18 protein-coding genes are annotated in these 20,200 nt (G+C 67.7%); 6 read left to right on the plus strand and 12 right to left on the minus strand.

Annotation, left to right across the window (positions count from 1 at the left end):
* Nucleotides 1–26: 26 nt before the first annotated feature.
* The 5 genes from QSJ30_RS08415 to QSJ30_RS08435 all read right to left on the minus strand — a co-directional run bounded on the left by QSJ30_RS08415 (nt 27) and on the right by QSJ30_RS08435 (nt 8,596).
* Entirely contained in the window at nt 27–2,753 is a 2,727-nt protein-coding gene (locus tag QSJ30_RS08415; RefSeq protein ID WP_285608312.1) for a citrate/2-methylcitrate synthase, read from the minus strand.
* Between the two features lie 9 nt (nt 2,754–2,762).
* Nucleotides 2,763–4,040 carry an ATP citrate lyase citrate-binding domain-containing protein gene (locus QSJ30_RS08420; protein WP_285608314.1) on the minus strand — a complete coding sequence of 426 codons (1,278 nt, stop codon included), beginning with the start codon at nt 4,038–4,040 and terminating at the stop codon, nt 2,763–2,765.
* Between the two features lie 263 nt (nt 4,041–4,303).
* Nucleotides 4,304–5,914: a CTP synthase gene (locus tag QSJ30_RS08425; protein WP_285608316.1), complete on the minus strand. Its 1,611-nt coding sequence runs from the start codon at nt 5,912–5,914 to the stop codon at nt 4,304–4,306.
* 31 nt (nt 5,915–5,945) lie between these two features.
* Nucleotides 5,946–7,745, minus strand: coding sequence for an arginine--tRNA ligase (gene argS, locus QSJ30_RS08430; RefSeq protein ID WP_285608318.1), 1,800 nt, complete (start codon nt 7,743–7,745; stop codon nt 5,946–5,948).
* Nucleotides 7,746–7,765: 20 nt separating this feature from the next.
* A complete protein-coding gene (locus tag QSJ30_RS08435; protein WP_285608320.1) occupies nt 7,766–8,596 on the minus strand; it encodes a transketolase in 831 nt (276 codons plus the stop codon).
* A 175-nt stretch (nt 8,597–8,771) separates the two neighbouring features.
* On the opposite strand from QSJ30_RS08435, the gene rpsT reads away from it, so the two are divergent.
* Nucleotides 8,772–9,035 (plus strand): 30S ribosomal protein S20, encoded by a 264-nt coding sequence (rpsT, locus tag QSJ30_RS08440; protein WP_285608321.1) that lies wholly within the window; start codon nt 8,772–8,774, stop codon nt 9,033–9,035.
* A 269-nt stretch (nt 9,036–9,304) separates the two neighbouring features.
* The gene (locus QSJ30_RS08445) at nt 9,305–9,634 is read left to right on the plus strand and encodes a DUF5329 family protein (protein ID WP_285608323.1); all 330 of its coding nucleotides are present in this window, start codon (nt 9,305–9,307) and stop codon (nt 9,632–9,634) included.
* Nucleotide 9,635: 1 nt separating this feature from the next.
* On the opposite strand, the gene gluQRS is transcribed toward QSJ30_RS08445, so the two are convergent.
* The 7 genes from gluQRS to QSJ30_RS08480 form a co-directional block, all read right to left on the minus strand.
* Nucleotides 9,636–10,535: a tRNA glutamyl-Q(34) synthetase GluQRS gene (gene gluQRS / locus QSJ30_RS08450; protein WP_285608324.1), complete on the minus strand. Its 900-nt coding sequence runs from the start codon at nt 10,533–10,535 to the stop codon at nt 9,636–9,638.
* A gap of 59 nt (nt 10,536–10,594) precedes the next feature.
* Complete coding sequence (locus tag QSJ30_RS08455) at nt 10,595–11,581, minus strand: deoxyhypusine synthase family protein (protein WP_285608325.1); 987 nt, start codon at nt 11,579–11,581, stop codon at nt 10,595–10,597.
* Nucleotides 11,582–11,817: 236 nt separating this feature from the next.
* A complete protein-coding gene (locus QSJ30_RS08460; RefSeq protein ID WP_285608326.1) occupies nt 11,818–12,507 on the minus strand; it encodes an outer membrane lipoprotein-sorting protein in 690 nt (229 codons plus the stop codon).
* Nucleotides 12,507–12,866, minus strand: a complete 360-nt coding sequence (locus QSJ30_RS08465) for a phosphomannose isomerase type II C-terminal cupin domain (protein WP_285608328.1) — start codon at nt 12,864–12,866, stop codon at nt 12,507–12,509. Before QSJ30_RS08465 ends, QSJ30_RS08460 begins: the two co-directional genes overlap by 1 nt.
* 35 nt (nt 12,867–12,901) lie before the next feature.
* Nucleotides 12,902–13,972: a mannose-1-phosphate guanylyltransferase gene (locus QSJ30_RS08470; RefSeq protein WP_285608330.1), complete on the minus strand. Its 1,071-nt coding sequence runs from the start codon at nt 13,970–13,972 to the stop codon at nt 12,902–12,904.
* Nucleotides 13,973–14,142: 170 nt separating this feature from the next.
* Nucleotides 14,143–15,111, minus strand: a complete 969-nt coding sequence (locus tag QSJ30_RS08475; RefSeq protein WP_285608332.1) for an ATP-dependent 6-phosphofructokinase — start codon at nt 15,109–15,111, stop codon at nt 14,143–14,145.
* The gene (locus tag QSJ30_RS08480) at nt 15,108–15,422 is read right to left on the minus strand and encodes a hypothetical protein (RefSeq protein WP_285608334.1); all 315 of its coding nucleotides are present in this window, start codon (nt 15,420–15,422) and stop codon (nt 15,108–15,110) included. Before QSJ30_RS08480 ends, QSJ30_RS08475 begins: the two co-directional genes overlap by 4 nt.
* A gap of 156 nt (nt 15,423–15,578) precedes the next feature.
* Here QSJ30_RS08480 and thiC point away from each other — a divergent pair, with 156 nt between their 5' ends.
* The 4 genes from thiC to QSJ30_RS08500 all read left to right on the plus strand — a co-directional run bounded on the left by thiC (nt 15,579) and on the right by QSJ30_RS08500 (nt 20,179).
* Nucleotides 15,579–17,408: a phosphomethylpyrimidine synthase ThiC gene (thiC, locus tag QSJ30_RS08485; RefSeq protein WP_285608335.1), complete on the plus strand. Its 1,830-nt coding sequence runs from the start codon at nt 15,579–15,581 to the stop codon at nt 17,406–17,408.
* Nucleotides 17,409–17,507: 99 nt separating this feature from the next.
* Nucleotides 17,508–18,089 carry a DJ-1/PfpI family protein gene (locus QSJ30_RS08490; protein ID WP_285608337.1) on the plus strand — a complete coding sequence of 194 codons (582 nt, stop codon included), beginning with the start codon at nt 17,508–17,510 and terminating at the stop codon, nt 18,087–18,089.
* A gap of 174 nt (nt 18,090–18,263) precedes the next feature.
* Nucleotides 18,264–19,127 (plus strand): diaminopimelate epimerase, encoded by an 864-nt coding sequence (gene dapF / locus QSJ30_RS08495; protein ID WP_285608339.1) that lies wholly within the window; start codon nt 18,264–18,266, stop codon nt 19,125–19,127.
* On the plus strand, nt 19,124–20,179 hold the full coding sequence (locus tag QSJ30_RS08500) for a M20 family metallopeptidase (protein WP_285608341.1): 1,056 nt from the start codon (nt 19,124–19,126) through the stop codon (nt 20,177–20,179). Before dapF ends, QSJ30_RS08500 begins: the two co-directional genes overlap by 4 nt.
* Nucleotides 20,180–20,200 lie beyond the last annotated feature (21 nt).

A 20,200-nucleotide genomic window follows, 5' to 3' on the forward strand; every position in this document is an offset into this window, starting at 1 on the left:
CCGCCCCTTCTCTGCGTCCGGAAGGACTAAAGAACGTACGAGAGTTCCCGCTCCGGCGTGCGGCAGTCCATGTCCAGGCCCCGGTCGCGGTGATCGGCGATGTCGGCGGTGACGCCGACGCTGCGGCCAAAGAGGAAGAGCGTGAAGGCCAGCTCCTGCACCTGGCGCAGCGTGATCCGGCCGGCCTGGAGGTCCTTCCACACCAGCTTGAGCGGAATCATCGCAAGGACCGCGTCCACGTTCACGCAGAAGACGTTCTTCGTCACCCCTTCGGCGTAGAGCTCCTTGACCAGCAGGCGGTAGTACTCCCAGAAGACGTTGTAGACCCCCTTCTCCGCCAGCATCTCCGCCACGAACTGCTCCCGGGGATCCACGTTGATCTTGTTGCCGCGGAAGACCGGATGGTTGATGCAGGGGATGGGCTTGACCGCGCCATCCTCCACCTCCAGCGCATGCTTCTTGTGGGCTCCGAAGGCCCGGGCCGCCTTGTTCGCCATCTGCTTGAGGTCCAGGCCGTGGGCCGGGTCGCCCGGATCGCGGAGATCCGCCTCCTTGAACTGCTCCACGAGGAAGTCGATGGCCTCGTACCCATTGCCGCCGTGGGCGCGTCCGGTGTTGGCCAGGAAGCCCACGAAGGCCATGGAGATGTCGTTCCGGGCGCTGACGCTCTCCTTCGCGCCCTTCACGGACAGCGTGCCCGGCCCATTGGTGATGGTGAGGCCAAGCAGGGTCTGGAATTCCAGCAGCTCCACCGAGTCAGGCACCCGACCGAAGAGCACCTTGAAGGCGTTCTCCGTGAAGCTGTGATTCAGGTTGGACAGCTTCTGGTCCACCAGCTTCTTCCAGTGCGGGTTGTGCTCCCGGTCCACCACCGAGTAGGCCACGATGCGGGACATGAGGTAGAAATAGGTGACCGAGTCCTCCACGAGCTGGCGGCTGATGCGCTTCTCCAGCATCGGATTCCACAGCACGCACACGGCGATGGTGGCCAGCAGGAACTCGTAGGCGTCCCGGATCTCCAGGCCGCGCCTCTCGGCCAGGGCGATGATGTGCTGGCAGACCTTCAATGCCACGCAGGACTTCTTCGACTTCTTCACCTCCTTGAGGAGCAGGTCCGAGATGTCGGTCTTCCGGGAGGGCTCGGCCCTCAGCAGGTGCGCCTCGACGAAGGCATCCAGCTCTTCCGGAAAGGCCTTCGTGTGCTCATCCAGGCCGAACTCTCGAATGAGGTCGATGATGAACCGGGCGTGCTCCCGGGACTTCGCCAGCAGGTCCTTGTTCCCCACGAGGGCGATCTGGGAGGCCAGGTAGGCGTTCGGGGTGCAGCCGTTGGCCCGCCCCACGTCGATGAGCTCCATGCGCCGCTCGTCGATCTTCATGAACAGGTTGAGGATGAGGTTCAGTGTGGGAAGGTCCGACTTCTCGGGCATCACCTTGGCCAGCGCGAAGTAGAGGTTCTCCTCCAGGGTGCGGCGGGACAGGTCGAGGACCGTTTTCCCGTGCAGCTCCGAGACCTGGGTCTCCGGGTTCATCCGAGACGCGCCGGACTTGAGGGCCATGTTCTGCCGGAGGTAGTGCGCGCCGACCTGCTTGTTCACCTCCACGATCTGCCGGTCGTAGGGCGCGGGCGCCTGCACGATGGGCAGGTCCAGGGAGGGCGGCAGCTTCACCATCGTGTCACCCAGCCAGAGCTTGAGCGACAGGTCGCCGGTCGAGGGGAAGTCGGGCTTCTCGTCGATCTTCTCGAAGACCGCCTTCACCGCGTCCGGGATGTACTGGATGCTGGAGACGCGCACGCCCCGCTTGCTGACCTTGCAGGTCTTCGGGTCGAAGACGTCCACGCCGAAATACTCGTCGAACCAGCGCTCCTTGCTCTCGGCGTCATCGCCGCTGCCCGAGAGCGCCCCCGCGTGCCCGCAGGCCCGCGTGATGTTCTTCTTCCAGCGCCCCGTGACGCAGGCGATGATCGGCTTCGTGAAGCCGAAGGCCCGGTCGCGGATCCAGTCCAGGGCCATCTTCTCGTAGTAGCCCCCGGGCTCCACGTAGAGCACCACAGCCTTGGTGCGGGGATCGTTCTGCGCGGCGTACAGGAACTCGGGCAGCGCGAAGTGGATGTAGACATCCTTCCCGCTGGAGACCGCCGTGCTGATGCCGAAGCCCGCCGTGCGGAGGTACTCCGCCATGGTGGTGGTGAAGTTGCCGGAATTGGAGTGGATGGCGATGGAGCCCTTCACGAGGGTCTCCTCGGGATGGTCTCCGCCCAGGCTGCCGCCGATGCGCACCCGGTCCCAGGCGTTGGCCATGCCCAGGCAGTTGGCGCCGATGACATCCACGCCCGCCTCCTGGCAGAGCGCCCGGATGTTGCGCGAGTCCCGTGCGGGCACCTTCTCCGTGACAATCACGATGCGCTTGAGAGCCTCGTTGTGCGTCACCAGCTCGGAGACCGCCTTGCAGACGCCGAGGGGCGGGATGTAGACCACGCCCATGTCGAAGGCGATGCCCTTCTCCATGACCTCGCGGATGCTGCGGTAGACGGGGATGGCGCCGAGCTTCGTCTCAAGACTGCCGCGCCGGCCGTACTGCACGCCGGCCACGATGTTCCCGCCGCTGTACTCGTGGGAGACCGGGGTCACCTTCCGGCTCTCGCTCCCCAGGATGTTCATCACGCAGACGCGGTGCTCCCGGGTCACCAGCTCTTCCAGGGAGTGCAGTCCGACGTAGTAGGGGAATGGCTTCGTCTTCAACCGTCGCATGGAACCCTCCTAGGCCCGGACCTGCGTTTCGATCTGTTTCCGGTAGGCGCCGGCACCCTCGGCGCGCCACCACTCATCGATCCGCTTCGCGTACTCCAGCGTGAGGATCATGGACGTGTCATGGCCGAACACCTTGTAGGGGAGGCGCAGGCGGTCGAGGATGTCCTTGGCGTAGAACATGCCCTTCACCACATTCGGCCCGCCGCGGCCGATCACCACGTAGAGCGGCTTCCAGCCCGCCTTGGCCACATGGTCGCGCAGGGCGTCGAAGACCCCCTTGAAGGTCACGTAGATGTCCGTGTTGTTCGCCTTGCCGCCGATGAGGAGCAGCATGCTGGCCTGGTCGTACCAGTGCTCGAAGGTGATGCGGCCGATCTCGTAGATCTTCTCGTAGGGGGGATTTCCCCCGAAGTCCGAGGAGAAGATCGCCGCTTCGCCCAGGGTCTCCGTGCCCGCGCTGTTGGCCCCGCCGCCGAACATGAAGGGGATGATGCTCCCGTTGGGGTTCATCTCCAGCACGTCGCTCTGGCCCTGGTAGGTGCGCAGCTCGTTGATGTCCGCCTCGAAGGCCGTCGTCTCCGTCTGGAAGAGGGCGTCCGGCAGGCCGATGCGCTTCCAGGCCGGGTTGTCCTGGTCGAAGCTCGCCTTCACGTCGCAGGCCACCGGCAGGAGCTGATTGCCCTTCCGCATCACCCGGATGGGATTGAGCTCGATGGTGGTGAGACCGTAGCCGTCGTAGAGTTCCCACAGCTTCGGCAGGTGCTGCACCAGGGCCGAGATGAAGGGCTCGGGGCAGCCGGTGTCCGTGAGGGCGTTGGTGATCTCGAAGGCGTTGATCCCGATGAACGGATCGATCTCCACCACCGCCTTCTTCTCGGCCGGCAGCGCCTCGATGTCCACGCCCCCCCAGGGCGTGATGGTGAACACCGGGCCGCGGGACTCGCTGGAGCTGCTGATGCTGAAGTAGACCTCCAGATCGGAGGGGACGAACGCCTCCATGGTCACGCCGTTGGCCGTGACGGTCTTGTTCCCGTAGGTGTGCTGGGCGAAGAAGAGCTCCCGCTTCGCCTGCAGGGCCTCCTGGAGGGTGCTCACGATGCGCACGAGCCCCGCCTTGCCCTTCTTGCCGACGCCGCCGTAGAAGGCCGGCTTCACCACCAGCTTGCGGTGCTGCTCCAGGAAGTGCTGGATCTCCTGGTTGGTCGCCGAGCCATCGATGAAGTCCGCCACGGGAAACTCAACCAGGTGCAGAAGCTTGGAGCCGTAGCGCAAGCCCGACAGTTGCATGGTCCCTCCTCGATCGACTCTGGCAATGAGCTGGAGCCTCGGGTCCATCCGGGAGCACCGAGTCCAAATAAATGATACCTAGATCGCCTTTGCAGATAGATCAAAAACTACTTGAAGGTAGATTTCAATACCTCGTTAGATTACCTATAGATAACCTTCGCGGCAGTTCCATTGGAACACCGCCAACCTTTCAGATTCCTTGCAAACGCCGTCGCGACAGAAGATATTCCCCTGTCGCGACAATCGCCCCTGTTTCCGGAAAATCAGCCGCGGTTGCCGGCGCTCGCCTTCACGAAGGCGGTGAACAGGGGATGCGGGTTCAGGGGGCGGCTCTTGAACTCGGGGTGGAACTGGCAGGCCAGGAAGTAGGGGTGGTCCTTCAGCTCCACGATCTCCACGAACACACCGTCGGGGCTCATGCCGGTGAACTGAAGCCCCTGGTCCTCCAGGGCCTTCCGGTACTCGTGGTTGAACTCGTAGCGGTGGCGGTGGCGCTCGCTGATCTCGGTGCCGGCGTAGGCCTTCGCGGCCTGGCTGTCCGGCATGAGGCGGCAGGGATAGGCGCCCAGGCGCATGGTGCCCCCCAGCTCCTCCACGTCCACCAGCTCACGCAGCTTGAAGATGACGCGGTGCTTGGGCGCGTCGTCGAACTCGGTGGAATCGGCCCCCTCGAGGCCCGCCACGTTGCGCGCGAACTCCACGGAGGCCATCTGCATGCCCAGGCAGATGCCGAAGAACGGGATCTTGTGCTCGCGGGCGTACTGGATGGACCGGATCATGCCGCGGGTACCGCGCACGCCGAAGCCGCCGGGCACGAGGATGCCGTGGCAGTCCTGGAGGAAGGCCGCCGGATCCTGGTTCTCCAGTTCCTCCGCCTCGATCCACTTGAGGTCCACATGGGTCTCGAGCCCGTAGCCCGCGTGATGCAGGGCCTCGATGAGGCTCTTGTAGCTCTCCTTGAACTCCACGTACTTGCCCACCACGCCGATGCGCACGCTGCCCTTGGGGTTGCGGATGCGGTGGAGCAGGTTCTGCCAGGCGCTCAGGTCCGGCTCCTTCTCCCCGAGGCCCAGGAGGGCCGCGGCCTTGGTGTCCAGGCCTTCCAGGTGCAGGTTCAGCGGCACTTCATAGATGGAGTGGGCGTCCCGGCAGCTGAACACCGCATCGGGCGTCACGGAGCAGAACAGGGCGATCTTGTCCTTCAGGTCGCGGGGGATGTCCTGCTCGGCGCGGCAGAGCAGCACGTCCGGCTGGATGCCCAGGGCCCGCAGCTCCTTCACGCTGTGCTGGGTGGGCTTGGATTTCAATTCACCCGCGGCCTTGATGAAGGGCACGTAGGTGAGGTGCATGTTGAGGGCGTTGGCCTTCATCTGGGAATCCAGGCCGGCCTCGAGCTTGAACTGGCGGATGGCCTCCAGGAACGGCTGGCTCTCGATGTCGCCCACCGTCCCGCCGATCTCCACGATCACCACGTCCATGTCCTTGGCGACCTTCTTCATCACCGCCTTGATCTCGTCCGTGATGTGCGGGATCACCTGCACGGTCTTGCCCAGGTAGTCGCCGCGCCGCTCCTTCTGAATCACGGTGTTGTAGATGCGGCCCGTGGTGATGGTGTGATTCTGGGTGGTGGGCACCGACGTGAAGCGCTCGTAGTGGCCCAGGTCCAGGTCCGTCTCCGCCCCGTCATCCGTGACGAAGACCTCGCCGTGCTGGAAGGGCGACATGGTGCCCGGATCCACGTTGAGGTAGGGATCCATCTTCATGAGCGTGACCTTCAGCCCGCGGGCCTCCAGCAGTGCGCCCAGAGAAGCCGCCGCGATCCCCTTGCCCAGGCTGGACAGCACACCGCCAGTGACGAACACATACTTGGTCATGGGAGCTCCTGGAATCGGCAATGGGGGGTGATCACATCTCCTCCGGGGCCTGGATGCCCATGAGGTAGAGGCCCTGGCGGAGGGCGCGGGCGGTGGCGACGCAGAGGGTGAGGCGGGCCTCGCGCACCTCCGGGGTGTTCTCCGCGGCCAGGATGGGGCAGTTGGTGTAGTAGCCGCTGAAGGACCGGGCCAGGGCCACCAGCTGACGCGCGAGCGGCGTGGCCATGCAGCCGTCGGCCACGGCGGCGATGGCGCCGGGCAGACCTGCCAGCTCGAAGAGCAGGGCCTGGGCTTCGGGCGCCGCCAGGCCATCGAGGTCGGCAGGCAGGGCGAGCTCCACGAAGGGCAGGAAAGGGCCGATCGCAGCGCCGGCCTGGGCCTTCGCCGCCCACTCGCCGCCGGCCTTGCGCAGCACGCTCAGGATGCGGGCGTGGGCGTACTGAACGTAGGGGCCCGTGTCGCCATCGAGGGCGATGACGCGGTCCCAGGTGAAGGTGATGGGCTTCACGCGGTCGTTCATGGCGTCGAAGAACACGACGGCACCCATGCCCAGCATCTCGGCCACCGCCTCCTTGTCCTTCAGATCGGGGTTCTTCTCCGCGATGATGGCGGCCACGCGCTCTCGGGCCTCGTCCAGCACGTCCTCCAGGAAGATGACATTGCCCTTGCGGGTGCTCATCTTGCCCTCGGGCAGCTTCACCATGCCGAAGGGCGTGTGCAGCATGCGGCCCTTGAACCAGGGATCCAGCTTGTCGAGCACGGCGAAGATCTGCTGGAAGTGCAGCACCTGGTCCGTGCCCACCACGTAGAGGCAGCGGTCGAATCCGTAGGCGTCCTTGCGGTAGAGCGCCGCCGCCAGGTCGCGGGTGGCGTAGATGCTGGTGCCGTCGGCCTTCTGTACCAGGCAGGGCGTGGTGATGCCCACATCCTCCAGGTCCACGATGCGGGCCCCGTTGTTCCCCTCCACCAGCAGGCCCGCGTTTTCCAGCCGCTGCATGGTCGGAACCAGCTGATCTTCGTAGAAGGCCTCGCCCTGCTCCAGGGTGTCGAAGCTCACGCCCAGGCGGTCGTAGATGCGCTGGAACTCGCGCAGGGAGATCTTCCGGAACCAGCTCCAGAGCCGCCGGGCCTCGGCATCGCCCTCCTCCAGGCGCCGGAACCAGCCGCGGGCCTCGTCGCGCATGGCGGGGTCGCTCTCCTCCTCGGCGTGGAAGCGCACGTAGAGCTGGAAGAGGCGGAACAGCGGCGTGCGGCGCTTCTCCGGCGCGGGCTCGGCCCAGTCGAAGTCCTGCTCCAGGTCCGCGTTCCCGTCCTGGGCCCAGCGGGTGTAGGCCGCCAGCAGCGTGCCGAACTGCGTGCCCCAGTCGCCGAGGTGGTTGAGGCGGATCACCTCGTAGCCCAGGAACTGGTGCGCCTGGGCCAGGGTGTGGCCGATCATGGTGGAGCGCAGGTGGCCGATGGTGAAGAGCTTGGCGATGTTCGGCGAGCTGTACTCGACGATGACCTTCTTGCCGTTGGCGGCGCGCGAGCCGTAGGGCCGGCCCACCGGCGCCTCGAGGATGGCCCCCAGCACGGCCTGAGCGCGGGTCTCCGGCGCCAGCTTGAGGTTCAGGTACGGCCCGGCGGCGGCGAGTGTGGCGCCCTCGATGGCGATGGCGCCCGCCAGCTCCTGCGACAGCTGCGCGGGATTCTTCCCCAGCTGCTTGGCGGCGCGGAAGCAGGGGAAGGCCAGGTCCCCCAGCTCGCCGGTCTTCGGCCGCTCCAGCGTGATCTCCACGCCGGGAAGGGCCGCCGCCAGCCGCTGTTCGAAGGTGTGTCGCAAGGCATCCATCTGGGTCGGTCCTCAGTCCGCTAGTCGGCCAGCTCGGCCAGGGCTCTTTCGTAGTCTTCGGTCTTGGGGGCCACGCCGTGCCAGCCGGCCTGGTTCTCCATGAAGCTCACGCCCTTCCCCTTCACGGTGCGGGCGCAGATCATCGCGGGCTGGCCGTGGATGGTGCGGGCCCAGGCCAGGGCCTCCAGGATCTGGGTGAAGTCGTGGCCGTCGATCTCCTTCACGGCCCAGCCGAAGGCGCGCCACTTGTCGGGCACGGGGTTGATGTTCATGACCTTCTTCACGTCGCCGTCGATCTGCAGGCCGTTGAGGTCGTGGAACACGCAGAGGTTGTCGAGCTTGTGGTGGGGCGCGGCCATGGCCGCCTCCCATATGACGCCCTCCTGGCTCTCGCCGTCACCGATCACGCAGTAGACCCGCTGGGGGGCCTTCTGCACCTTCAGGCCGAGGGCGATGCCCACGGCCTGGGGCAGGCCCTGGCCCAGGCTGCCGGTGGTGACTTCCACACCGGGGGTGAAGTGATTCTCGGCGTGGCCCTGGAGCCGCGTAGGGTATTGCCGGAAGGTCTCCAGCCAGGCCCTGGGAAAGAAGCCCTGGTCGGCGAGGATGGCGTACTGGGCGGGGCAGGCGTGGCCCTTGGACAGCACGAAGCGGTCCCGGGTCGGGTCCGCCGGGTTCTCGGGGAAGACGGTCATCTCGTGGTAGTAGAGCGCCACGCCGATGTCGATCCAGCTCAAGCTGCCGCCCGGGTGGCCGCTCTGGGCCCTGTAGACCTGCAGGAGCACGTCCCGCCGCAAGGCCTTCGCCTTCGCCGCCAGATCCTCGACGGACTCCAGTTTCTGCTGAGGCATGACCCCATCCTTCCCGGGAGGCCATTCGCCTCCGATTAGGATGCCCTGGGGAGGGCCGCTCCGGAAGGGGCGAATGGGCCTCCAGTGCCGCCTTTTGCCCTTGACCCTCAGGCATTTTGCGATAGGATGGTCTTTCGCGCTTCCGGGGTTCCCAGGGAAGCTGGAGATCCGACCCATGGCCAACCACAAGTCCGCCGCCAAGAAGGCCCGCCGCGATGCCGAGGCCCGCCTCCGCAACCGCAGCAACCGTTCGACCCTGAAGTCCGCCGTCAAGGGCTTCCTGGCCCTGATTGCCGGTGGCAAGAAGGACGAGGCCGCCAAGGCACTGCCCCTGACCCAGGGCCTGGTCGACAAGGCCTGCCGCAAGGGCGTGATGCACAAGAACGCCGCCGACCGGACCAAGTCCCGCCTGGCCGATAAAGTGAACAAGCTGGCTTAACGAGCCATCAAGCCTGACGAATGGACCCGGAGAGCCGGGTCCATTGTTTTGCAGTCTCGCGTATCCCCACAGGGGATACCGAGAAAGTGAACAAGCTGGCTTAACGAGCCATCAAGCCTGACGAATGGACCCGGAGAGCCGGGTCCATTGTTTTGCAGTCTCGCGTATCCCCACAGGGGATACCGAGAAAGTGAACAAGCTGGCCTAACCAGCCTCCCACATCCTGCATAAAGGACCCGGCGAGCCGGGTCCTTTGTCATGCTATGGGCATGATCCCCGTGCTCCTCCTCGCCGCCCCCGCCCCGACGCCCGAGGCCCAGAAGATCGAGGCTCTCATCCAGGCCGTGGCGGCCCTCGAGGGCGCCGTCTTCATCCGGAACGGCACCGAGCACACCCCCAAGGAGGCCGCCGACCACCTGCGCCTGAAGTGGAGGAACGCAGGGAGGCGGGTGAAGACGGCCCCGGACTTCATCCAGTACTGCGCGACGGGCAGCTCCTTGAGCGGCAGGCCCTACGAGATCCGCCTCAAGGACGGCCGCACCGTCCTGGCCCGGGACTGGCTGTGGACCGAGCTCAAGCGGATGGAAGCCAAACCCTGAATTAGGCCCAGGCCGCCGGCACCCGCACCTCGCCCTCCGGCACTCGGCTCCAGGCGAAGGCCCCGATGAGGTCTTCGGCGGCGCAGGCTTCCGGCCGCTCCAGGCAGCCCAGGCTCCAGCCCAGCCAGCCGAGGATCTCGGGCAGGGCGATGCCCCGGCCCGCCAGAGCCTCGACGCCCAGGGCCCCGGCCCGCTTGCCGAGGCGACTGCCGTCCGGAGCCGCCACCAGGCCCAGGTGGGCGTAGGCGGGACGCGGCAGGCCCAGGGCCTCCTGGAGGCGGATCTGGGTGGCGGTGACGGGCCGCAGGTCGGCGCCCCGCACCACCTCCGTCACGCCCTGGGCGCCATCATCGGCCACCACCGCCAGGTGGTAGGCGAAGCAGCCGTCCCGGCGGAACAGGAGCGGATCGCCGGTAAGGACGACGGGATCGTCGGCCTGGAGCCCCAGCAGGCGATCCTCCCAGGCCACGGCCCCGTCGGGCAGCTGGAAGCGGAGCGCCTGGTCGAAGCCTTCCCAGGCCCTGCCCCGGCAGCGGCCGGGATAGGGCCGCAGGCCATCCTCCGCATGGGGCGCCGACGCCAGCAGCTGCAGGTCCTTCCTGGTGCAGGCGCAGGGGTACAGGCGCCCGGCCCCATGCAGCGCCGCCAGGGCCGCGCGATAGTCCGCGTCGCGCTCCGACTGCCAGACCACGGGCGCATCCGACACCAGCCCCAGGGCCGCGAGGTCCCGCAGCTGCGCCTCCCCCAGGTCCCGGCGGCAGCGGGGGCCGTCCACATCCTCCATGCGGATGAGCCAGCGCCCCCCCGCCGCCCGCGCCGACAGCCACGAGGCCAGCGCCGTGCGCAGGTTCCCCAGGTGGAGAACCCCCGTGGGCGAAGGAGCGAAGCGACCGGTGGTCATGGATGGGAAGCTATCAGCTGTCGGCTGTCAGCCATCAGCTTTCAACTGAGAGCTGACAGCTACCACCCCAGCAGGTACGCGAAGACCAGGGGGGCCACGATGGTGGCGTCGCTCTCGATGATGAACTTCGGGGTGTCGATGCCCAGCTTGCCCCAGGTGATCTTCTCGTTGGGCACGGCGCCCGAGTACGAGCCGTAGCTGGTGGTCGAGTCGCTGATCTGGCAGAAGTAGCCCCAGAGCGGCACTTCCGTCAGCTCCAGATCCTGGTGCAGCATGGGTACCACGCAGATGGGGAAGTCGCCGGAGATGCCGCCGGCGATCTGGAACATGCCCAGCGTCGAGGTCTTGGTGACCTCCTGATAGTGCTTGGCGAGCCAGGTCATGTACTCGATGCCGGTGCGCACGGTGTGGACGTTCTTCACATCCCCGCGGATGACGGCGGCGGCGAACATGTTGCCCAGGGTGCTGTCCTCCCAGCCCGGCACCACGATGGGCACGTTCTTCTCGAGGGCGGCGAGCATCCAGCTGTGCTTGGGGTCGATCTGGTAGTACTCCTTGTATTTCCCGCTCTTCAGCACCTTCTGGAGGAACTCGTGGGGGAAGTAGCGCTCACCCTTGGCGTCGGCCTCCATCCACACCTCGAGCATGGCCTTCTCCATGCGGCGCATGGCCTCCATCTCGGGGATGCAGGTGTCGGTCACGCGGTTCATGTGGCGGTCCAGGAGGGCCTTCTCGTCCTGGGGCGTCAGGTCCCGGTAGTGGGGCACGCGCTCGTAGAAGTCGTGGGCCACCAGGTTGAAGATGTCCTCTTCCAGGTTGGCGCCGGTGCAGACGATGAGGTGCACCTTGTCCTGGCGGATCATCTCGGCGAAGGAGAGGCCCAGCTCGGCGGTGCTCATGGCGCCGCCCAGCGTCACCATCATCTTCCCGCCCTGCTCCAGGTAGACCCGGTAGCCCTCGGCGGCGTCGATCAGGGCCGCGGCGTTGAAGTGCCGGAAATGCTGCTTCACATAGCTGCCGACGGGACCGAGCTTGGGCGTGGACATAAATCCTCCGAATCCTTCCATTGTGCCAGCGGGTTCCACCGGGTCCGAGCGCTGATTGCGCCCCCGGTGCCCCCCAAAAAGGAAGCGCCCGGAGGTGCGGGCGCTTCGTGAGGGTAAGTTTGGCGGGATTTCGAGTGGTGGGGTTTTTTAGCGGGAGCCCCGCGGACGGGACTGGGATCGATTGGTGGGATGGTTGGTGGCGGGAAGCCCTTGCGGGCACCTCACTGACCAGTCTATCACCGGTCGGTGCCGGGGAGGTCGAAGGCCCCCGGCGCCACCCCGCCCCGGACCCAGTTCCCGAAGGTCAGCCTGACCGCGGCCCCGCCGGCCTCCTCGATCTCCAGCCACGACAGCACGGGCTGGCCGTGGACCTGGACTGGCGGGCCGAAGCGGGCCGTGCGAGCCAGCCGCCCCGAGGCGAGCCGGAATTCGGCCTTCTGAGGCAGCGAGCCCTCCTTCGCGACCCACAGGACGACCTGGCGGGCACTGAGGGCCGGTCGCTTCGCCGCCAGCTCCAGGCGCCAGCAGGCCTGGCCCTCCAGGGGCTCCTCGGCCACCGCCTGCACACTGTAGTCCTCCCGGAAGCGGGTGCGGGCCACATCCCCGCCCGCCGCCGGGCCCATCATGCGCTGCTGGGGCGTGACCTTCACCGGCCGCTTCGTGCCCGGCAGCAGCAGCCACATCTCATCGCCCCGCAGCAGGACGGCCCGGCCCTTCTCTTTCTCCGAGAGGCCGTCCAGGCGCGCATCGCCGTTCTCCCGGGCGGACACCTTCCAGCGCTGGGCGGCCTTCGGGACCTTCATCGTCAGCTCCACGCTGAAGACGGGCCAAGGATGGCGCAGCTTGTCCACCCGGGCGAGGATCTCCTCGCCGCTCTGGGCCAGCAGCGGCAGGGTGGCCAGGAACAGCAGGCTGAAGCGGCGCATCAGCGGCGCCCGTAGTCATCCTGGAGCCGCTCGATGTCGGCCTCGTCGAAGGTGCCGAGGCTCACCTCGAGCACCCGCACGGGGTGGCCCGTGGCGGCGTCGCAACGCAGGCGGTGGGTGCTGCCCTGGGGCAGCCAGATCTCCTCCCCCACGGCCGGCCGGAGCTCCACGCCGTCGCGATCCACCACCACGCCGGGATCGAGCACCACCCACAACTCGCCCCGGTGCGTGTGGCGCTGGAGGCTCAGCTTCTGGCCCGGATTGCAGGTAAGGATCTTCACCGTGCAGGGCAGGTTCAGGGCGTACTGATCAAAACAGCCCCAGGGCTTGTCCACATGGAGGGTGTCGGGTCGCTGCATGGTCAGTCCTCAGTCCTCAGTCTTCAGTTCTCAGCTTAGAGCAGGTCCTCGCGGCCCTCGGCCTTGAGGCGCTCGACGATCTGCTTGACGGTCTGGGCGCGGTCCCGGTGGCAGATGAGGAGGGCATCGTCGTCGTCCACCACGATGAGGTCGTCCACGCCGCTGGCGGCGATGAGCCGCCTGCCGCCGAAGAAGGCGCTGTTCCGCGTGTCCAGGAGCAGCGTTTCGCCCTGGCTCACGTTGCCCTCGGCATCCGTCTCCTGGAACTCGATGGCGGCGGGCCACGAGCCCACGTCGGACCAGCGGAACCGCGTGGGCACCACGGCGACCGTCTCCGCCTTCTCCATGAGCGCCACATCGATGGCCACCTTGGGCAGGTGGCGGTAGGCCGCCGCCAGGGCTACCGGATCCGCGCCGGCCTTCACCCAGGCATCGAGGGGCGCCAGCACCTCAGGGGCGTGCTTCAGCAGGCCCTCGCGGAAGTCCGCCAGGGTCCACACGAACATGCCGGCATTCCAGTAGTGACGGCCCGATTCGAGGTACTGGACGGCCACCTCCACCGGGGGCTTCTCGCGGAAGGCCACGACCTTCTGCACGGGGCCGTGGCCCTCGGATTCGATGTAGCCGTAGCCCGTCTCGGGATAGGTGGGCTTGATGCCGAAGGTGACCAGCTCCCGCTCCCAGGCGGCGTGCTTCACGGCGGTGTCCAGGTCCTCCAGGAAAAGCTCCCGGTCGCCGATCCAGTGGTCGGCCGAGAGCACGGCCATCACGCCCTGGGGGAACTTCCGCTCGATCTGGACCAGGGCCAGGGCCAGGCAGGGGGCCGTGTTGCGGCCCTCGGGCTCCACGATCACGTTCTCCGGGGGCAGCTCCGGCAGCATGCGCCGGGTCTCGGCGGCCAGATCCTCCGTGGTCACCACGAAGATCCGCTCGGGGGCCACATGCCCGTCCAGCCGGCGGACGGTCTGATGCAGCAGGGTCTCCGTGCCCACGATGGCCAGGAACTGCTTGGGCCGGGCATTGCGGCTGCGGGGCCAGAACCGCGTGCCGCGGCCCCCAGCCATAACGACGGCGACTAGGGATTGAGTGTGGGTCGTGCCCGACATCATGCCTCCATCCTGGATGCCCCATTGCGGGAGGTCTCGCGTATCGCCGCAGGCGACGTCGAGATCACAACGGCAACCAAGGAATCTTTCTGGCTATCCGGCATCACCGACCTCCCGCCGCCGCGCGGCCCCTCCAGGGAACCACGGTCCCCGCACCTGTCACAAGCTGCCTAGCGTGAAAGGATGTCCACCAGCTCACCCATGTCTCCCGGCGGGGCGGGCCGGGGATCCAGGATGCGGGCCAGGGGTTGGACCGCCAGGGCTCCGGCCACCTCGCCCAGATAGAAGCCGCCTTCGCCCGCGGCCAGGCGACGCACGGCCTCGGCGCCCCAGCGACTGCCCCAGATGCGATCCAGGGCCGAAGGACTGCCACCCCGCTGGATGTGGCCGAGCACCACCACCCGCAGGTCCAGCCCGTAGTCGCGCCGGAGCCGCGCGCCCACGACCATGGCATTGCCCAGATCATCCCCCTCGGCCACCACCACGATGGAGCTGCGCTTGCCCCGGAGCCAGTTGGCGTGGAGCCGGGCCACCAGGGCCTGGTAGGAATCGTCCGGGGACTCGGGATAGAGCACCGCCTCGGCCCCGCAGGCCAGGGCCGTATGGACGGCCAGCATGCCGGAGCTGCGCCCCATGACCTCCACCAGGAACAGGCGTCCGTGGGCCGAGGCCGTGTCGCGGATCCGGTCAATGGCCTCCACGGCGGTATTCAGCGCCGTGTCGAAGCCCAGGGTGCGGTCCGTGCCCGGCAGGTCGTTGTCGATGGTGCCCGGGATGCCGGCGCAGAGGATGCCCTGCTCCCGCTGGAGCGCCTCGGCGCCCCGGAAGCTGCCATCCCCGCCGATGATCACCAGGGCCTGGATGCCCGCCTCCCGGAGGTTCGCGGCGGCATCCGCCCGCCGGTGGATCTCGAGGAACTCGGGGCAGCGGGCCGTGTGCAGCACCGTGCCGCCCCGCTGCAGGATGTTGGCGCAGGCCCGGGTGGGCATGGGCGCCCAGTCCTTCTCCAGCACCCCCTGGAAGCCCTGCCGGATGCCCCAGGCCTCGTGCCCGAGGGCATCCGCCTGGCGCACCGCGGCGCGGATCGCGGCGTTCATTCCCGGAGCGTCCCCGCCGGAGGTGAGGACGCCGATCCTCATTTCGCCTTCCCCTGGGGTGTTTTGGGCTTGGATCTCACACCCCGCCCCTTCTTCGCCACGGACTTCCCTTTCCGGTGCTTCGCTTTGCTCGCGGAGCGCCGGCCCTTCCGGGTGTCCTTGACGTGGGCCTCCGGCGGCGGCAGGGGCGGCGGCTCGATGATGCCCCGCGGCACCGGCGGCAGATCACCCTCGGAAATCCCCTGCGCCGAGGCCCGCTGGGCGCGGGCCTTCATGACGGGATCCTCCTGGGGCCTGGGCGCAGCCACCAGGCTCAGGGCCAGGCTGCTGATGAACAGGGCGCGTCGAGGCATGATCCCTCCGGGGAGTTGATTATCACGCATCCGTCCAGCAGCCGGGGATCCGACACGACCGTGACAATCTTTGAATTCGTCGCCCCAGCCCCCGCGCGATAAACTTGCTGATTCGGGGATCAATTCCCGCCCGATTTCACCAAGTCCGGAGTTTTCATGACCATGCAATCCGGTTCTGCCCCTGTGGACGGCACGGCCCTGGCGGCCTGCCTCCAGCCCTTCCCCGCCTCCACCAAGATCCACGTGGCCGGCACCCAGCCCGGTGTCCGGGTGCCCTTCCGTCAGGTCAGCCTCCAGCCCACCCGCGACTTCAAGGACCAGCTCACGGAGAACGCGCCCGTGGTGCTCTATGACACCTCGGGCCCCTACACGGACCCCACCGTCACCATCGACGTGGCCAAGGGCCTGAACCCGCTCCGCCAGGACTGGATCCTGGGCCGGGGCGACGTGGAGGCGCTGCCCGGCGCCACCAGCCTCTACCGCAAGCTGCGGGAGCGGGACCAGGAGCTGGACGCCATCCGCTTCCACGCGGACCGCAAGCCCCTGCGCGCCAAGGCCGGCTGCAACGTCACCCAGCTGCACTACGCCCGGCAGGGCACCGTCACACCGGAGATGGAGTTCATCGCCATCCGCGAGAACCTGGGCCGCGAGGCCGCGGGCCTCAAGAGCCGCATCACGCCCGAGTTCGTGCGTGATGAGGTGGCCCGGGGCCGCGCCATCATCCCCGCCAACATCAACCATCCGGAGACCGAGCCGATGATCATCGGGCGGAACTTCCTGGTGAAGATCAACGCCAACATCGGCAACAGCGCCGTGGCCTCCAGCATCGAGGAGGAGGTCGAGAAGATGGCCTGGTCCATCCGCTGGGGCGCCGACACGGTCATGGACCTCAGCACCGGCAAGAACATCCACGAGACCCGCGAGTGGATTCTGCGCAACAGCCCCGTGCCCATCGGCACTGTGCCCATTTACCAGGCGCTCGAGAAGGTGAACGGCAAGGCCGAGGACCTCACCTGGGAGATCTACCGCGACACGCTCATCGAGCAGGCCGAGCAGGGCGTGGACTACTTCACCATCCACGCCGGCGTGCTCCTGCGCTACGTGCCCCTGACCGCCAAGCGCGTCACGGGCATCGTGTCCCGCGGCGGCTCCATCCTCGCCAAGTGGTGCCTGGCCCACCACAAGGAGAACTTCCTCTACACGCACTTCGAGGAGATCTGCGAGATCATGAAGGCTTACGACGTGGCCTTCTCCTTGGGCGACGGGCTGCGTCCCGGCAGCACGGCGGACGCCAACGACGAGGCCCAGTTCGGCGAGCTGGAGACCCTGGGCGAGCTCACCAAGATCGCCTGGAAGCACGACGTGCAGGTGATGATCGAGGGCCCCGGCCACGTGCCCATGCACCTCATCCAGGAGAACATGACCAAGCAGCTGGAAGTCTGCGACGAGGCGCCGTTCTACACCCTGGGGCCCCTCACCACGGACATCGCGCCGGGCTACGACCACATCACGTCGGCCATCGGCGCCGCCATGATCGGCTGGTACGGCTGCGCCATGCTGTGCTACGTGACGCCCAAGGAGCACCTGGGCCTGCCCAACAAGAAGGACGTGAAGGACGGCGTCATCACCTACAAGATCGCCGCCCACGCCGCTGATCTCGCCAAGGGCCATCCTGGCGCCCGCCTCTGGGACGACGCCATGAGCAAGGCCCGCTTCGAGTTCCGCTGGGAGGATCAGTTCAACCTGGCCCTGGACCCCGACACCGCCCGCGAGTTCCACGACGAGACCCTGCCCGCCGAAGGCGCCAAGTCCGCCCACTTCTGCTCCATGTGCGGCCCCCACTTCTGCTCCATGAAGATCTCTGACGACGTGCGGCAGTACGCGGAGGCGCACGGATACAACGAGGAGGAGGCCCTGAAGAAGGGCATGGAGGAGATGGCGGAGACGTTCGTGAAGAAAGGCGCCGAGGTCTATCAGAAAGCCTGATCACCGCCGCCAGGCGGCATGAAAAAGCCCCGCCTTCGGCGGGGCTTTTTCGCATATGAGCGCGTATCATCAGGGCCGTTTCTCTTCCAGGAGGCAGTCATGGCCGCGAAGAAGATCCTCATGCTCGTGGGCGATTTCGGAGAAGACTACGAAATCATGGTGCCCTTCCAGGCCCTGCTGGCCGTGGGCCACACGGTGCATGCCGTCTGCCCCGGCAAGAAGGCCGGCGAGTCCATCGCCACGGCCATCCACGACTTCGAAGGGCACCAGACCTATTCCGAGAAGCCCGGCCACCGCTTCGCCCTCAATGCCGATTTCACGGACCTCCGGCCCGACCAGTACGACGCCCTCGTGATCCCCGGCGGCCGCGCCCCGGAATACCTGCGCCTCAATCCCAAGGTGCTGGAGATCGTCCGCCACTTCTTCACCGCGAAGAAGCCCGTGGCGGCCATCTGCCACGGCGCCCAGATCCTCTCCGCCGCAGGCGTGCTGGAGGGCCGCACCTGCTCGGCCTATCCCGCCTGCCGCGCCGAGGTGGAGGTGGCCAAGGGGACCTACGCCGACATCGCCATCGACGGCGCCGTCACGGATGGCAACCTCGTCACCGCCCCCGCCTGGCCCGCCCATCCCGCCTGGCTCGCCCAGTTCCTGCAGGTGCTGGGAACCCGCATCACCCTCTGAAGGCCCCCGGCCCGGCGGAGATCCCGGGGAGGCCCGGGTTGCCGCCGGCACATCCGGGTGCTAGGCTCCTTCATCTTCGGAAGGGTTCGCATGATCTGCCGGGTGTGTTGCCGCTGATGCCGTCGAGGGTCTGAAGCCCTCGGGATGCCAGTCTTCAACCCCAGGATGGACTCCATGCCGAACGACCTCGCCTTCTCCAAGTTCCATGCGCTCGGGAACGACTACCTCGTGATCGATCCCACGCGGACGGCCTTCGATTTGGAGGCCCGGCTCGTCCAGGCCCTCTGCGACCGCCACCGCGGCATCGGCTCCGATGGCCTCCTCCTCGGCCCGCTGCCCGTTCCGGGCGACCCGCAGGCCTTCGGCCTCCGGATCTTCAACCCCGATGGCAGCGAATCGGAGAAGAGCGGGAACGGGCTGCGCATCTTCGCCCGGTACCTGCTGGAGGCGGGCCATGTCCACGGGGCCGGTTGCCGCATCCACACCACAAGCGGGACCGCGGAGGTCCAGTATCTGGCCCCGGATGGGAGCCTGGTGCAGGTGGACATGGGCCTGCCGGCCTTCCGGGCGGGCGACATCCCCTTCACAGGGCTCGCGGCCCACCTGGAGGTCCTGCAGGTCCCCCTCTTCCTGCCCACGGGGCCCGTCACCATCACCGCCCTGAGCGTGGGCAACCCCCACTGCGTGCTCTTCCCCGGGAGCGTGTCCGCCGCCGAGGCCCAGCGGCTCGGCCCCCGCATCGAGCGGCATCCCGACTTCCCCAACCGGGTGAACGTCCAGCTGGTGGAGGTGGTTGACCGGCGGCACATCCGCATCGAGATCTGGGAGCGGGGCGCCGGCTACACGCTGGCCTCCGGCAGCAGCAGCTGCGCCGCCGCGGCGGCCTGCCGGAGGCTCGGGCTGGTGGAGGACCGCCTCCGGGTGCTCATGCCGGGCGGCGCCATCGACATCGCCTTCACGGACCAGGGCCGCATCCTCATGACGGGCCCGGTCCAGGCCGTCTACCAGGGCCGCCTTCACGGGGGATGGACACCATGACGGTCCCGCAGCCCGATCCCGAGCGCATCGCCCGGTGGACCCTCCAGCTCTGCCAGGTGGATTCCACCACCGGGCAGGAGGCGGCCCTGATCCCCCTCCTCACGGGAATGTTCCGCGACCTCGGCGCGCGGGTGCTGTGGCAGACGGTGGAAGGCGGCCGCCGGAACCTGCTGGCCACCTGGGGCGACCCCAAGCTGCTCTTCAGCACCCACCTCGACACCGTGCCGCCCTACCTGCCCCCCCGGCGGGAGGCCGGCCGCCTCTGGGGACGCGGCACCTGCGACGCCAAGGGCATCCTGGCCACGATGATGGAGACGATCCGCCTGCTGCTGGCCGAGGGCCGCCGGGACCTCGCCTTCCTAGGCGTGGTGGGCGAGGAGACGGACAGCCTCGGCGCCCGGATCGCCCTGGACCTGAAGCGGACCCTCCCAGACCTGCTCGGCGTCATCAACGGCGAGCCCACCGGCAATGTGCTGGCCACGGGCCAGCGCGGCTCCGCCCACCTCTGCCTGCGCTGCCGCGGGAGGGCCGCCCACAGCGGCACACCCGAGGAGGGCCTCAACGCCGCCTTCCCCATGTTCGACTGGATCAGCGATCTGCGCCGGCTCCCCGGGCGCGTGGATCCCGTCCTCGGACCCGAAGTCTGGAACCTCGGCACGCTGAAGACGGGCCGGGCCATCAACGTCGTGCCGGACGAGGCCGAGACCCGCCTGTTCGCCCGGACGGTGGCGGGGAGCACCTTCGTGCAGGACGTGCAGCGGCTGCGGCCGGAGGTGGGCGAAGTGGATGTCCTATTCGAGCGCGGCCCCGAGGTGTTCCCCCGCCTGGAGGGGTTCCCCACGGCCCCCGTGCCCTTCGGCTCGGACGCTCCCACCCTGCGCAACCTGGCCCGGAGCCGGTTCGTGGTGATGACCGGCCCAGGCTCCATCCGGGTGGCTCACACCGAAGACGAGTTCCTGGATCTGGCCGAGGCCGTGACCGGCGCCCGGCAGTACCTGGACCTGACCCGGTACCTCCTCGACCGCCCCCAGGGTTCCGACTACGTCATCTGAATCCCCTTGGCAGGGGGCCCG

It is taken from the genome of Geothrix edaphica, assembly GCF_030268045.1.
Classification (GTDB): Bacteria; Acidobacteriota; Holophagae; order Holophagales; family Holophagaceae; genus Geothrix; species Geothrix edaphica.

What these genes read in the sequence shown, in the direction of transcription:
- QSJ30_RS08415 (WP_285608312.1), bottom strand. Translation starts at nt 2,753, where the DNA reads ATGCGACGGTTGAAGACGAAGCCATTCCCCTACTACGTCGGACTGCAC.
- QSJ30_RS08420 (WP_285608314.1), bottom strand. Translation starts at nt 4,040, where the DNA reads ATGCAACTGTCGGGCTTGCGCTACGGCTCCAAGCTTCTGCACCTGGTT.
- QSJ30_RS08425 (WP_285608316.1), bottom strand. Translation starts at nt 5,914, where the DNA reads ATGACCAAGTATGTGTTCGTCACTGGCGGTGTGCTGTCCAGCCTGGGC.
- argS (WP_285608318.1), bottom strand. Translation starts at nt 7,745, where the DNA reads ATGGATGCCTTGCGACACACCTTCGAACAGCGGCTGGCGGCGGCCCTT.
- QSJ30_RS08435 (WP_285608320.1), bottom strand. Translation starts at nt 8,596, where the DNA reads ATGCCTCAGCAGAAACTGGAGTCCGTCGAGGATCTGGCGGCGAAGGCG.
- rpsT (WP_285608321.1), top strand. Translation starts at nt 8,772, where the DNA reads ATGGCCAACCACAAGTCCGCCGCCAAGAAGGCCCGCCGCGATGCCGAG.
- QSJ30_RS08445 (WP_285608323.1), top strand. Translation starts at nt 9,305, where the DNA reads ATGATCCCCGTGCTCCTCCTCGCCGCCCCCGCCCCGACGCCCGAGGCC.
- gluQRS (WP_285608324.1), bottom strand. Translation starts at nt 10,535, where the DNA reads ATGACCACCGGTCGCTTCGCTCCTTCGCCCACGGGGGTTCTCCACCTG.
- QSJ30_RS08455 (WP_285608325.1), bottom strand. Translation starts at nt 11,581, where the DNA reads ATGTCCACGCCCAAGCTCGGTCCCGTCGGCAGCTATGTGAAGCAGCAT.
- QSJ30_RS08460 (WP_285608326.1), bottom strand. Translation starts at nt 12,507, where the DNA reads ATGCGCCGCTTCAGCCTGCTGTTCCTGGCCACCCTGCCGCTGCTGGCC.
- QSJ30_RS08465 (WP_285608328.1), bottom strand. Translation starts at nt 12,866, where the DNA reads ATGCAGCGACCCGACACCCTCCATGTGGACAAGCCCTGGGGCTGTTTT.
- QSJ30_RS08470 (WP_285608330.1), bottom strand. Translation starts at nt 13,972, where the DNA reads ATGTCGGGCACGACCCACACTCAATCCCTAGTCGCCGTCGTTATGGCT.
- QSJ30_RS08475 (WP_285608332.1), bottom strand. Translation starts at nt 15,111, where the DNA reads ATGAGGATCGGCGTCCTCACCTCCGGCGGGGACGCTCCGGGAATGAAC.
- QSJ30_RS08480 (WP_285608334.1), bottom strand. Translation starts at nt 15,422, where the DNA reads ATGCCTCGACGCGCCCTGTTCATCAGCAGCCTGGCCCTGAGCCTGGTG.
- thiC (WP_285608335.1), top strand. Translation starts at nt 15,579, where the DNA reads ATGACCATGCAATCCGGTTCTGCCCCTGTGGACGGCACGGCCCTGGCG.
- QSJ30_RS08490 (WP_285608337.1), top strand. Translation starts at nt 17,508, where the DNA reads ATGGCCGCGAAGAAGATCCTCATGCTCGTGGGCGATTTCGGAGAAGAC.
- dapF (WP_285608339.1), top strand. Translation starts at nt 18,264, where the DNA reads ATGCCGAACGACCTCGCCTTCTCCAAGTTCCATGCGCTCGGGAACGAC.
- QSJ30_RS08500 (WP_285608341.1), top strand. Translation starts at nt 19,124, where the DNA reads ATGACGGTCCCGCAGCCCGATCCCGAGCGCATCGCCCGGTGGACCCTC.